We start from the raw sequence: 13302 nt of genomic DNA, 5'->3' as shown, positions 1-13302 counted from the left end.
ATTAATACAACCGATTATGATACCTGTAAAAAAAATATCTCTTGATAAGGCCGGCCAAAGCCGAAGGAAATTTATTTACAACATAACCACAGCAGTTGGTACAGGTATGGTATTGTCTTCGCCGTTGATAAGCAAGGCTGCAGGTTTTGTTAAAAGGAATGATCAGTATACCGTAAAGCAGGTGATCGACCTGTTTATGAAGCAAGTGCCCGGCGCCCCTTTTCCAAATACGGTGGATACGTTAAAGTCTGGCAGTCCGGATACTGTTATAAGCGGCATAGTTACCAGTATGTTTGCCACAATAGATGTGATCCGCAAAACGATTGATCTGGGAGCCAATTTCATCATTGTGCATGAACCAACCTTCTATAATCATACGGATGCAACCGATTGGTTAAAAGACGATGATGTTTATCAGTATAAAATAGACCTCTTAAACAAACACAATATTGCAGTTTGGCGTAACCATGATACTATACACACCCTTAAACCAGATGGAGTAACAAAAGGCGTACTGGCTCAGTTGGAATGGCAGCAGTATGCAGGTAAGGATATTCCTAATATCCTCACATTTCCTCAGACGACGCTAAAAGATCTGATCGCCCATGCTAAAGATAAACTGCATATTGAAAAAGTAAGATTTGTAGGCGATCCTGATCAACAGTGTACCAAAGTACTTTTTATTCCCGGTGCAGCTGGTGGAACGCGTCAGATAGGAGCCATCATCAAAGTAAAACCGGATGTTTTGATCTGTGGTGAAATATCCGAATGGGAAACGGCCGAGTATGTACGCGATGCAAGGGCCAAAGGTGATAACATTTCGCTGGTAGTATTGGGCCATATCGCCAGTGAAGAGCCCGGCTCTGAATTCATGCTGCAGTGGCTCAAAGAAAATGTTCCATCCATCAAAGCAACACACATTTATTGCGGTAACTCGCTGTCGTTTATGTAGAAGGGGTTACAAACAATCAACTTTCTCATCAGCAGAGATAAAAAAAATCCCTATTGAAAGATATTTTAAAGGACTTATTATTTTCAAAACTAGAGTTCTATGTCCTGAATTATCAGGTAAGGCAATGCCACTTTAGTTTTTGGGCCGTCTGGTTTGTCTTGTAAAACTATCATTGAGGCAAGTATAGCCCTTGAGACATGTGTTTTTACTTGGTTCTGATTAAAGGTTAATCCAAATCGATTAGATCCTTCTTTTGAACTGGTCTCACCTTTAGCCTCAATATATAAAATCTCATTCTTGTTTTCAGCTATTAAATCAATCCCTCTTTGTGTCGTTGTACAAGAATTTCTAATAATGTATCCGTTTTTGGCTAAATAGTTTGAAAGGTTGTCTACAATTTTATTTTCGGTAAGCATTTAGACGCTACTTCTTGTTCAATCTTTCCACTGTTTTTATTAATACATCGCTATGCTTAAATATCTCATCAATTCCACTGATTTCAAATTTGATCTCTTTTTTATCTTCATCAAGTATTACAAGAGCTTTTTTATTATTTAGATGCAAGCGACAAATGGTTTTTCTGTTATTGTCATCAAGTAAAATAGCGAAATAAGATTGAGCGTCCCTATACGTGATTCTTTTAGCATCAATAGTTTGTCTCAATATTGATTTTACAATATAGAACCCCTCAAGTTCTTCCTCTGTGGTAATAATATTTGATGCAGGATTTTCCTGAGCCTCTTCAATTTTTATGGCTTCCTGGGCATCTTTTTGCTTTTCCTGATTCAAAGCAGATTTTAATCTTTCGTTGATGGTGTCATTTATCAATTGAGTAAATGACCTTTTAATTATAGGTGCAAACTGCTCTTTTATTTTTGCAGTTAATACTCCCGGATATACTTGCTTAGTGAAAAACGCAACAAAATTTTCTGATGGCAAATTGATTTCTTTGGTGAGAATGCCCTTTAGCTCATTAAGATATTTGAGCTCACTTGCTGTGTTAGTTATATTTTCAACATCAAAATATGATTTGTGAAACTTTTTTAGTTCTGCAATTTCTACATCTTTTATTTCGCTTAACTTAAATTCAAAAAATGGTGTAGTATCCATTTTGTTTCTTTCAACTAAGTCTGTATAAAAACGATATGTCATTCCATTGGATAATAAACCGAATTTGGCTTTGGTCGTATGGAAATATCTGAATAATTGTGAATTGTGAGGATCGAGATTCTCAAGATGATGTTTACATTCAATTAAAATCGCAGGTTCTCCATCTTTCATTATAGCATAATCGACTTTCTCACCTTTTTTTATACCAATATCTGCAACAAATTCAGGATTCACTTCAAATGGATTAAATACGTCATAACCCATTATTTGAATAAAGGGCATTATTAATGCATTTTTTGTAGCTTCTTCTGTCTGAATTTGGGGTAGCATTTTTTCAGCGCGCGTTGCGAGCTGTAAGATCTGGTCTTTAAAGTCCATTGTGATATTAATTTTAGGTTTTTGTTAAATATATATAACAAAATTCATATATCACTTATTATCAGCGAATTTTGTTATTCGTACTGTAGCGCATAAATTCTAAAAACCTTTGAACAAAAAAACAACCTTGCAATGGCTGAAAGAAAATGTTCCATCCACCAAAGCTGCACACATTTATTGCGGTAACTCGCTGTCGTTTATCTAAAATGGCAAAGCCGCTATACCTAAAGATATAAACTCAGTATACTTTTATAGATAAAACTTTGTATTTTTGATAATGAGTAAAATTAAATCAGCAAAGATCAATTACGCTATTCCTGGAGATGCGATCCATCAACAAGAGTTTGAACTGATGATAAAGAAAGCTGAAAACGGGACATTTCATTCAATGAATACAGTTAAAAATGAAATGGCAAAATGGAAAGCCAAATACTCGAAGTAGTAGTTAGCGATATGGCTTTAACACGCCTTGAACAAATTTACGAGTATGGTATTGAAACATTTGCTTATACTGCAGCAACTGTGTTTATTGAAGAACTTATCCTGCTTATAGAACAACTTTCTATAAATCATCTTTCACATCCTGAATGCAGATACCTTGCTACTAAGTCTAAAATGTATCGCAATTTAATTTATGGCAGTTATATCGTAATTTATCGAATTAGTCCAAAACGTGTTGAAGTATTAAATGTTTTGCATAACAGTAGAAGTATATCCAACATTAAAACTTCAAGAAAAATAAAAATTTAACTAGCCTTTTGTATTAAAGTTTAATCCCATTTATATTTCCACATGGCAGAGAACTACATGTGCTAGAAATATTAATCCTTTTGCAGTTTATAATACAACACCACTATCCCTGATGACAATGGGGTAGCTTTTACGAAACTAAGTTTCTGTTTATCTTCAAGTGTGTTAAATATCGGCATTCCTTTACCAATAGCAGCCGGATTCACAAACAAATGATATTCATCAATTAGTCCGGCTTGGATAACAGATGAAGCAAAGTTTGCACCCCCGTACATAATAATGTCTTTTCCGGGTTGATTTTTTATTCTATTTACTTCAGTTACAAGATCGCCTTTAGCTAGTTCAGTATTTGCCCATTCCGATTTGTCGAGAGTTTTGCTAAATACAACTTTGGGAGTATCCACCATTTTCTTTGCAAACGAATATTGGGGATCTTCAGGGTTGGAAGTAATATCTGTCCAGTAAGGTATAAAACCTTCGGCAAGTTTTCGCCCCAACAGCATTGAATCTGATGAATCGGTCAATTCTGTTACATAATTAATGAAATCGTCGCCTGCTTCCCAGGTAATCCAATCCATCTCGCCATTTGGGCCGGCAATAAATCCATCTACTGATATCTGTACCTGCAATTTTAACTTTCTCATAGTTTTCGTTTTAAGATGATATATACAAATATATATGTCTTAAACAATCTTGAGTGAGCTATCAATCCGACTATCATGCGGGTGGATCGCGACAAATAGATGATTAAGTATCACATACATCCCGTAAGATCGTTTTATTTTCCCAGATCAACAGAATTGATGTCTGAAACAAACTGATCCGGTGTCTCATTAGGGAAACCATCCCAGGTCCGCAATACCTTGCCATGTTCATCAACCAGTAAAGTAAAAGGAAATTTACCATCAGGGTTATACTGGTCGGCCAAAGTTTCGTTAAGCTTTACCTGCTCTTTTGGCAATTGATTCTTTTTTTGACGCGGAAAATCTGCCCGTACCAAAACAAGGTGACCAGAGGCGTAATTTTCAAAAGTGTTCGATTCCAGTATTTCTTTTCTCAAACGTATACAAGGCCCGCACCAGTCTGATCCCGAAAAATTGATCAGGATCAATTTATGATTTTGAGATGCTTCTGTTTTTGCCGTATTAAAATCGCCCAACCAGCTAACGCTTGCCGGGAAAATCATTATTAAATAGATCGCTAATAATTTCATACAATATATCTTATTTAAATCCTAAACTTAATGAAACTACGTCAGACACAAGGTCCGTAGTTTGTGTATAATGACCGTATCTTATTTCCATTTCATGCAGCCCTTGCCACCCAAACACTCCTTTAGGAGGCGCTATTCTGAAGCCTACCCCGAAAAAGTTACTCTGAAACTTTGAATATTCATAGTTGCTGGTATAGTATTGATCATCGGGAGTATGTACTCCGTAAGGAGCAAAATATTTAGCAGCTGATTGATTGTAATATCTGTAAAATGGTGAAATTGAAAAGAACGGTGTTACTTTATATGGTACTTCAAGCCCTACCGTGTTCGATCGGATTCCCCAGTTATCAAAATAGTAACGATAATAGGAGCGGAGAATTATATTGTCTCCCAGAAAATAGTTGGCTCTGAAACCAAGCGGCAGTTTAAACCTCGAAGATGGCAGCTTTTCAACCACCGCGGTATCCCTGTTTGCAAAATATACCCGGTGGAAAGGTAAACCGAGATAACCTTGCTGAGTTACCACATCCCCCAAAAACATAACCTGGAACCTTGAGTTCAACATCTGCGAATAAGAGAAGGACGCTGAAAGTGTCGTTCTTGGGCTGCTCGGGATGTTTGCCTTGTTATCTCCACCGCTTCCACTTGCGCTCGTAATAACAGTAGTTGTCGATTGAGGGATCAATTCAGAAGGATAAATGAGTTTAACCTGATCAAAATAGCCTTGTAGTTTGGCGGTAAACTCACCGCTTTTGTCATTTGTTTTTTTCGAAAAATGAACGTCGCCACCTAATGACTGATAGTTATACTCTCCTGAATAATAAGCCCCAATTCCAAAACTGCTTCCTTTTTTAGCGTTTTCCACCGTCCAGTCTACAGAAGGGTATATTCTTGTTCCGCCAGTTTTTGATGCACCGGTTATCGACACATAGGCCTGTGATGCAGAAGTATGGTAATCAAACCCAAAACCAGTGGAAAGCGTATTTTTATTTAGTGAATTATTATACCATACTAAGTTTAACGTCAGTCCATTAGAAATATCTGTAACCCGTTCGGTACCAATGCCGCCGGTTACTGCACTATGATCACCATTTTGTGAATAATAGCTTGATACAAAGTCTATTTCATCTACACGCAAACTCCTGGCGTTATATCCGGTACTATCCTGGGTGACCGGCTTATACAAGCTAAAATAAGGCTTATTACTGACGCTTGTATCTTGCTTAACTTGTGAATAAGCGCTAAAACGGCATATAACTGCGAATCCGATAACGGATAAAAAGATTTTTCTCATAAAATAATGATTCCGCTACAGATAATTAATTACAACCACAACCGCCACCCGTTTTTCCGGCATTGGCACCGGACGCGGCCTCGCGATAAGATTGAAAATTCAACTCATTTTTTTCTACTTTCCGGTTTCCCAATGCCATTTCAGAATCATTGAGACGATACTTTTGATATTCCTTTAAATGCACGCACGACGTGACAGATAAAGTTAATAGGAGGAAGGCCAGCACTACAGCACATTGTTTTATCATAATAGGGGTACTTTAAGATTAATATTTTTTGATGTATATAAATTGTTGTCATCATCAATGATAACAGCTTCTATATTTTTCATTTGGTTGATCATGTCCAGTCCGATATTAATTCCCATGATCATTACAGGCGTCGCCATTGCATCAGCAATCTCAGCACTGGTAGTAATAATAGTAACGCTTTTAATACCAGTAACGGGTAAACCTGTACGTGGATTAATGGTATGCGAATATTTTTTACCATCAATCGTAATAAACTTTTCATAATTGCCAGATGTAGCTACAGCCATATCGGTAATACTTAGGTAAGAAAAAACTTCATGTGACGAATCAGGATTAACAATACCTATGGTCCATTTTTCTCCGTTCGGTTGGGTTCCCCAGGCAGACATATCTCCTGAAGCATTGACAACTCCGCTTACAACACCTTGCTCTATCATTACTCGTTTGGCACAATCAGCAGCATAGCCTTTACCAATACCGCCAAAACCAATACGCATACCCTCTTCACGTAAAAAAACAGTGCAATTTTCTTCATTCAGGATGACATTCCTGAAATTGATCAGCCTAACCATTTTTTTCGCAGTATCTTTATCAGGGAGAGAGGTCATATTTTGATCGAAATTCCACAGCCTTTTATCAATAGAGCCATAAGTAATATCAAATGCACCCTGTGTAATTTCTGATATCCTGACAGAGCGTTTAATAAGATTGAAGGTCTCCCTGCTTACCTGCACGGGTTTGATACCCGCATTTTGATTGATCTGGTTTGTTTCGCTATCCTCACTGAAGGTGGTTAGTAATTTTTCAATCCGTTTTATCTCATTAATACCAGCTTCGATTTTTTCATATGCCCATTTTTCATCATCGGCAACAACACTTAGCTCAAAATGGTTACCCATTAGCTTACAACTTTTTTTATAATTCAAAGATTGTGGCATGTTGCTATTTATGTTGTCCAAACGATTACGACCTATGTTTATTTTGTGTGTAATTTTCTACCATCACAATAATAATGGTCAATTCTGGAGTTAACATGAAATTCAACCAGATATTGGATATAACATTAAATTTTAACATTTATTAACTGATTGGTTTTGGCAATGAAAAACAATAAAACTTTGGCACAGGCAATAATTAGCTGTTGGTAAAGTGATAATTACTGTTTTTGTCATTTTGTCAGTGGTTTGGCAGTTCTTTTTTTCACGCTTTTTGTCAATAGTTTGGCCTTTGTCATGCTTGGTGACAAATTGTCAAATTTTTACTTTGAGGTTATATTTTCGGAGAAAGGGGTTATCAAAAGCTACTTTTTATAAATAAGGCATCAAAATGCACAGTTTTTAACGTCAAAAGACCTGTATTTTAATTATTTCGATTGGGTTTTCTGTTTTTACCGGGAATATTATTGCAAAAAGCATTTATTTTTCTCTTTTAATTGTAATTTTTTTTGAAAGAGAAATTATAATTTTTGCCAGGGTGATTTTTTTAAGTCCGAATTTTAAACATGATTTTTTTTGGGGAAAGGACAAACTTTTTTAAAATGTTTTTTTGATTTCGCCATATTTCATTTTTGCCTATTTTTTTGCTAAAAAAATATTTTTGATTGTGGCATGTTTTTAGTCGGATACTGACCAGAAGAATATGATTAATCTGTTCAACCTAAGCACTGAATTATAAATTGAAGTGTAGCCGTAAGGATAGTTCTGTTTTTCTGAAAGCTATTTAATCATTTAATAATTATTTAATAAAAAAAATCATGATCACTGTTTTAGAAGTTGCTCTTTTGTTGGCTATTATCATAGTACCTCTTACTCCTGCAAGAAGCAGAGTAAAATAATTTGTACTATACTTTATCAAAATAAAAATGGGCGGTATTTGATACTGCCCATTTTTATTTTAGCATATTTAAACCTTAGTCTATTATGGTTTTTAGGCTATTTCTTTGTTTTAGAACAAACCCTTTACATAAAATTTGAAAAAATGTTAGTGATTCCGCAATGTTTTTCCGAATTTGCACCTGTGTTTCGTAAATTATAAAACAACAATTCAATTATTTATAAAATGAGTAATAGCCCAAGTACCTTATTTGATAAAGTGTGGGATGCGCACGTGGTAAGGAAAATTGAAGATGGCCCCGATGTGTTTTTTATCGACAGGCATTTTATACATGAAGTAACGAGCCCTGTAGCTTTCCTTGGTTTAAAGAACAGGGGAGTTTCGGTAATGTTCCCGGATAAAACTTTTGCAACGGCTGATCATAATACGCCGACCATCAATCAGCACCTTCCTGTGCAGGATCCGCTTAGCGCCAATCAGTTAAAAGCGCTGGAAGATAATTCAGCTAAATACGGTATTTCGCACTGGGGGTTGAATAATCCGAAAAATGGTATTGTTCACGTTGTAGGGCCTGAAAATGGTATTACCCTTCCCGGAATGACCATCGTTTGTGGTGACTCGCATACGTCCACCCATGGTGCTTTTGGCGCTATTGCTTTTGGTATCGGTACTTCTGAAGTAGAGATGGTACTATCATCCCAATGCATTATGCAGCCGAAGCCTAAAAAGATGCGCATCAATATAAATGGTAAACTGGGCAAAGGCGTTACACCTAAGGATGTGCCTTTGTTCATCCTTTCCCAGATTACTGCAAGCGGCGCTACGGGTTATTTTATTGAATTTGCCGGTGAAGTATTTGAAAATATGAGCATGGAAGGCCGTATGACCGTTTGTAACCTTTCTATCGAAATGGGTGCACGCGGTGGTATGATTGCACCGGATGAAACAACGTTTGCTTACTTAAAAGGAAGAGAAAAATCACCAAAAGGTGATGCATGGGATAAAGCTCTGGCTTACTGGAAAACTTTAAAAACTGATGCTGATGCAAAATTCGATCTGGAATTGAATTACCATGCTAATGAAATTGAGCCGCAGATTACTTATGGTACTAATCCTGGTTTAGGAACTGGTATTACTCATAATATTCCTTTGGCTTCAGCCGTGAAGGATGGCGAAAGCTCTTATAAAAAGTCATTAGCCTATATGGGTTTTGCTGAGGACGAAAAGATAATTGGCAAACCTGTAGATTATGTTTTCCTGGGAAGTTGCACTAATGGACGTATTGAGGATTTTCGTGCGTTTGCTTCTATTGTAAAAGGCCGCAAAAAAGCTGACAATATCACTGCCTGGTTAGTACCCGGATCACATATTGTAGAAAGCCAGATCAAAGAAGAAGGTATTTTGGATGTTTTAAATGCAGCGGGATTCCAGTTGCGTCAACCAGGTTGTTCAGCTTGTTTGGCTATGAATGATGATAAAATACCAGCAGGTAAATATGCCGTAAGTACCAGCAACCGTAACTTTGAAGGACGACAGGGGCCGGGTAGCCGTACTTTGCTGGCAAGCCCTCTGGTTGCCGCAGCTGCAGCAGTTACCGGCGTAGTAACCGACCCAAGAGAATTTTTGTAAACGATATTAATCACTTAAAAAATAAAACCATTCATTATAATGGCTTACGATAAATTCACCATATTAAAAAGTACAGCAGTCCCTTTACCTATCGAGAATGTGGACACAGACCAGATCATCCCAGCACGTTTCTTAAAAGCAACAGAGCGTACCGGATTTGGTGATAACTTATTCAGAGACTGGAGATATAATCCAGATAATACTCCTAAAAAAGATTTTATACTGAATGACTCAACCTATTCTGGCAAAATACTGGTTGGCGGCAAAAATTTCGGCAGTGGAAGCAGCCGCGAGCATGCAGCCTGGGCTATTTATGATTACGGTTTCCGTTGTGTAGTATCCAGCTTCTTTGCTGATATTTTTAAAGGAAATTCATTGAATATTGGTATCCTGCCGGTTCAGGTAAGTCCTGAGTTTTTGGATAAGATATTCAAAGCTGTTATTGCTGATCCTACAACCGAACTGGAAGTTAATCTGCCAGATCAAACAATCAGCATTGTAAAAACAGGCGAAAAAGAATCATTTGTGATCAATGGCTATAAAAAGCATAATATGCTGAATGGCTTTGACGATATTGACTATTTACAGGCAATGAAAGAGAACATCGGGGAGTTTGCTGCCAAAAGTATCTACTAAAAAAGCAGTTTTAACTTTACAAAATGACCGAATTGCAACGCCATATTGAGATAATGGACACTACACTGCGTGATGGTGAACAAACCAGCGGAGTGTCCTTTTCTTCTTCCGAAAAACTTACCATAGCACAACTCCTGCTAACAGAAGTTAAGGTTGACAGGATAGAAATTGCTTCGGCAAGAGTATCTGAAGGAGAGTTTCAGGCCGTAAAAAAAATTACGGAATGGGCAGAAGCAAACGGATATTTGGATAAGATCGAAGTACTTACCTTTACTGATGGCACTACTTCGGTGGATTGGATGATCAAGGCAGGAGCTAAGGTGATGAACCTGTTGACCAAGGGCTCAATGAACCACTTAACCTATCAGCTTAAAAAAACGCCTGAACAGCATTTTAAAGAGGTAGGCGAAGTGATCGCGTATGCAGCGAAGAATGGTATTGAATGTAATGTCTACCTGGAGGACTGGAGCAACGGTATGCGCCATTCACAAGAATATGTTTTTCAATATCTTGATTTTTTAGCAACACAGCCAGTTAAAAGAATACTATTGCCAGATACCTTAGGTGTTTTGATTCCATCTGAAACGCGAGAATATCTAAACGCGATCGTTCCACGCTACCCTCATATACATTTTGATTTTCATGCGCATAATGACTATGACCTGAGCATAGCCAATGTATTGGAAGCGGTAAATGCAGGTGTAAAAGGGCTGCATCTTACTATTAATGGTATGGGTGAACGTGCAGGCAACGCTCCGTTGGCAAGTACTATTGCAGTATTGAATGACTATGTAAAGGATGTAAAAACTTCTGTTGAAGAGAAATCTTTATATACTGTTAGCAAGTTGGTTGAAACCTTTTCGGGTTTTAGAGTGCCTGTAAATAAGCCGGTTGTAGGTGAAAATGTATTTACGCAAACAGCAGGTATACACGCTGATGGTGACAAAAAAAACAATCTATACTTCAACGACCTGATGCCAGAACGTTTTGGGCGTCAGCGTAAGTATGCTTTGGGCAAAACAAGCGGTAAGGCCAATATCGAAAATAACCTCCAGCAATTAGGTATCCGTTTATCAGATACTGACTTAAAGAAAGTTACGGAAAGAGTTATTGAACTGGGAGATCGGAAAGAAACGGTAACACAATCAGATCTGCCTTATATTATTTCTGATGTGCTGGATAGCAGTGCAATAGAGGAGGAGAAAGTACATGTCGAAAATTATGTACTTACTCATTCCAAAGATCTCAGACCATCAGTTACGTTAAGGATCGATGTTAACGGCGAAACGTTTGAGGAACATGCACAAGGGGATGGGCAATATGATGCTTTTATGAATGCACTAAAAGTAATCTATAAGAAAAAGGGTCTTGACCTGCCGTTACTGACCGATTACGCAGTTCGTATACCACCAGGCGGTAAATCCGATGCACTTTGCGAAACCATTATTACATGGGACTGCAAAGGCAAAGAATTTAAAACCCGTGGCCTGGATAGTGACCAAACAGTAGCAGCCATTAAGGCAACTCAGAAGATGTTAAACCTGATCTAAGCAGAGATCATTTGCCATCATAAGCATCCTGCAATTTTTGAATATCCAGTTTAGTCATTTTCATCATAGCTTGCATGGCACGGCCTGATTTTTCGGGATCAGTGCCTTGTAACACTTTATCCAGTATAGTGGGTATTATCTGCCAGGTAACGCCAAATTTATCATCCAGCCAGCCACATTGATTGGTATTACCGCCTTCACCCAATTTGTCCCAGTAATAATCTACTTCGTCCTGTGTTTCGCAGCTCACAAAAAAGGAAACGGCCGGAGAAAATTTAAACATCGGGCCTCCATTCAGCGCGATAAACTCCTGCCCGAAAAGCTCAAATGATGCAGTCATAGCGCTTCCCTCAGGTCCGGGTCCGGCTTTGCCATAGCGTCTTACCTTTCCTTTCCTGGCATCTTTAAAAACTGATGTATAAAAAATCATGGCTTCTTCAGCCTGAGTATCAAACCAAAGAAATGGGGTTATCTTTTGCATAATATTGTGTTTTAACTGAAGTGATATAAACGTCTTTTGTTTTTGATAAACAAACATAGCCTGATAAGCTGATATGGAAAACCCCAATCAGCGACAATCGCGGGGTTGATTGCGACAAATAGATTAATGTGTTAAATAAGCGCAGGGAATATTTGGAGGCGTATAATCAATGCCATAAGCCTGTTTGATCAATAACGAAACCGTTTCGGCTACCGTTTTTTCTTTTCGGTGCATCTGTGGCAAAAAGCCCATCATCGCATAACTAATAGGGTTTACACCTGGAATAAATGTCTCCCATTCATATCCTTTGCCCCATATAAGGCCTTTGACAGCGGTTGTAATGTCAGCGTTATTTTCAAGCAGAAAATGCATCATTGCCTCTGAGTTATTGCTGTTCTGATTAACGGTATGAAAAATAGGTGTATGCCCGCCAAAGCCGTATTGATCTAAACTGGCTTTCGCATTTATATCAGCCCCATACTTTAAAAGTATTTTAGCACATCCCAGGCTATTATATTCAGCACAGAAATGCATTAAGGTGCCACCGGTTAGAGGAGTATAGGTATTATTGAACAGATCGTATGTTTTATTAACAATACTTTGGTCAACTTTTAGTAATCCCTCTAATTTTTCAGTATCATTTATGAAAACAGCAAGCAATGACTTGTCTTCAAATACTAAACCATGATCAATAAATGCCTGTATGCATGCTCTAAATCTTGGTGTGCGCGTATACATTTCAACCATTGTTGTAAAAAGTGATGTACCATCATGAATCTCATTAGGATCACCACCTTTATTGAAATATTCCTGTATTCCTTCTGCAGAATGTACTTCGATATCATAAAGTATTCGGGAATGATCGGGCATGGCTAATGATATTTTAAAAATTACCATCTTATTAGCAGTAATAAAAGTATCAATATTGTTTAATATGTTCAAATTGACTTGACATACATTTAAAATAAAAAAGGTTTCTTTAAAGGTCAATATGCGTTATTTAGTAAAATATTATAAGTAATAAACGAAATATCGTTAACGTCATAAATGGAGTGTCAATGTAAGTTTCTTTAAATCAACATATTAATTATTGGTATATGGTTTGAGTTAACTTTAGATAGTTTTTAAAAATTACCATAACCTACCAATCATAGGTGCAAGGGCGTAGGAATTTACACCCTTTAATAGTAATTTTAGTCCCAAAACGGCTGATTCATAATATTAAT

The 13302-nt window shown here is 37.3% G+C and carries 15 protein-coding genes; 6 read left to right on the top strand and 9 right to left on the bottom strand.

The features are described from left to right. Positions 1–16 precede the first annotated feature (16 nt). A complete protein-coding gene (locus ACPPVU_RS18445; RefSeq protein ID WP_426668066.1) occupies positions 17–952 on the top strand; it encodes a Nif3-like dinuclear metal center hexameric protein in 936 nt (311 codons plus the stop codon). An 89-nt stretch (positions 953–1041) separates the two neighbouring features. Here the strand turns inward: ACPPVU_RS18445 and ACPPVU_RS18440 are convergent, their stop codons facing one another. Further along, the gene (locus ACPPVU_RS18440; protein WP_426668064.1) at positions 1042–1368 is read right to left on the bottom strand and encodes a hypothetical protein; all 327 of its coding nucleotides are present in this window, start codon (positions 1366–1368) and stop codon (positions 1042–1044) included. Between the two features lie 7 nt (positions 1369–1375). Then, complete coding sequence (locus ACPPVU_RS18435) at positions 1376–2440, bottom strand: type I restriction endonuclease (protein WP_426668062.1); 1065 nt, start codon at positions 2438–2440, stop codon at positions 1376–1378. Between the two features lie 277 nt (positions 2441–2717). Between ACPPVU_RS18435 and ACPPVU_RS18430 the strand changes: the two genes are divergently transcribed. Both ACPPVU_RS18430 and ACPPVU_RS18425 read left to right on the top strand, forming a co-directional pair. Further along, on the top strand, positions 2718–2882 hold the full coding sequence (locus tag ACPPVU_RS18430) for a hypothetical protein (RefSeq protein ID WP_426668061.1): 165 nt from the start codon (positions 2718–2720) through the stop codon (positions 2880–2882). Continuing rightward, positions 2858–3190, top strand: a complete 333-nt coding sequence (locus ACPPVU_RS18425; protein WP_426668060.1) for a type II toxin-antitoxin system RelE/ParE family toxin — start codon at positions 2858–2860, stop codon at positions 3188–3190. The genes ACPPVU_RS18430 and ACPPVU_RS18425 overlap by 25 nt, the downstream gene beginning before the upstream one ends. A 71-nt stretch (positions 3191–3261) precedes the next feature. On the opposite strand, the gene ACPPVU_RS18420 is transcribed toward ACPPVU_RS18425, so the two are convergent. From ACPPVU_RS18420 to ACPPVU_RS18400, 5 genes are all read right to left on the bottom strand, one after another. Continuing rightward, on the bottom strand, positions 3262–3834 hold the full coding sequence (locus ACPPVU_RS18420; RefSeq protein WP_426668059.1) for a dihydrofolate reductase family protein: 573 nt from the start codon (positions 3832–3834) through the stop codon (positions 3262–3264). A 134-nt stretch (positions 3835–3968) separates the two neighbouring features. Continuing rightward, complete coding sequence (locus ACPPVU_RS18415) at positions 3969–4403, bottom strand: thioredoxin family protein (protein ID WP_426668057.1); 435 nt, start codon at positions 4401–4403, stop codon at positions 3969–3971. Positions 4404–4413: 10 nt separating this feature from the next. After that, positions 4414–5697 carry a DUF3570 domain-containing protein gene (locus tag ACPPVU_RS18410; RefSeq protein ID WP_426668055.1) on the bottom strand — a complete coding sequence of 428 codons (1284 nt, stop codon included), beginning with the start codon at positions 5695–5697 and terminating at the stop codon, positions 4414–4416. Between the two features lie 25 nt (positions 5698–5722). After that, a complete protein-coding gene (locus tag ACPPVU_RS18405; RefSeq protein WP_426668054.1) occupies positions 5723–5944 on the bottom strand; it encodes a DUF4266 domain-containing protein in 222 nt (73 codons plus the stop codon). Next, entirely contained in the window at positions 5941–6846 is a 906-nt protein-coding gene (locus ACPPVU_RS18400; RefSeq protein WP_426668053.1) for an FAD:protein FMN transferase, read from the bottom strand. Before ACPPVU_RS18400 ends, ACPPVU_RS18405 begins: the two co-directional genes overlap by 4 nt. Before the next feature lie 1159 nt (positions 6847–8005). On the opposite strand from ACPPVU_RS18400, the gene leuC reads away from it, so the two are divergent. Genes leuC through ACPPVU_RS18385 form a run of 3 tightly spaced genes read left to right on the top strand, consistent with a single transcriptional unit; the run spans position 8006 to position 11595 of the window. After that, a complete protein-coding gene (gene leuC, locus ACPPVU_RS18395) occupies positions 8006–9409 on the top strand; it encodes a 3-isopropylmalate dehydratase large subunit (RefSeq protein WP_426668051.1) in 1404 nt (467 codons plus the stop codon). Positions 9410–9448: 39 nt separating this feature from the next. Continuing rightward, positions 9449–10045, top strand: coding sequence for a 3-isopropylmalate dehydratase small subunit (leuD, locus tag ACPPVU_RS18390; RefSeq protein ID WP_426668050.1), 597 nt, complete (start codon positions 9449–9451; stop codon positions 10043–10045). A gap of 23 nt (positions 10046–10068) precedes the next feature. Further along, a complete protein-coding gene (locus tag ACPPVU_RS18385) occupies positions 10069–11595 on the top strand; it encodes an alpha-isopropylmalate synthase regulatory domain-containing protein (protein WP_426668048.1) in 1527 nt (508 codons plus the stop codon). Between the two features lie 7 nt (positions 11596–11602). Here ACPPVU_RS18385 and ACPPVU_RS18380 read toward each other — a convergent pair whose 3' ends face one another. Both ACPPVU_RS18380 and ACPPVU_RS18375 read right to left on the bottom strand, forming a co-directional pair. Further along, complete coding sequence (locus ACPPVU_RS18380; protein ID WP_426668047.1) at positions 11603–12076, bottom strand: VOC family protein; 474 nt, start codon at positions 12074–12076, stop codon at positions 11603–11605. Positions 12077–12199: 123 nt separating this feature from the next. Next, the gene (locus tag ACPPVU_RS18375) at positions 12200–12946 is read right to left on the bottom strand and encodes an ankyrin repeat domain-containing protein (RefSeq protein WP_426668046.1); all 747 of its coding nucleotides are present in this window, start codon (positions 12944–12946) and stop codon (positions 12200–12202) included. Positions 12947–13302 lie beyond the last annotated feature (356 nt).

This window comes from Mucilaginibacter sp. McL0603 (assembly GCF_049992945.1).
In the GTDB taxonomy this organism is placed as follows: domain Bacteria; phylum Bacteroidota; class Bacteroidia; order Sphingobacteriales; family Sphingobacteriaceae; genus Mucilaginibacter.
The sequence above is the reverse complement of the archived record's forward strand: the minus strand, read 5'-3'. Positions and strand labels throughout refer to the sequence as shown.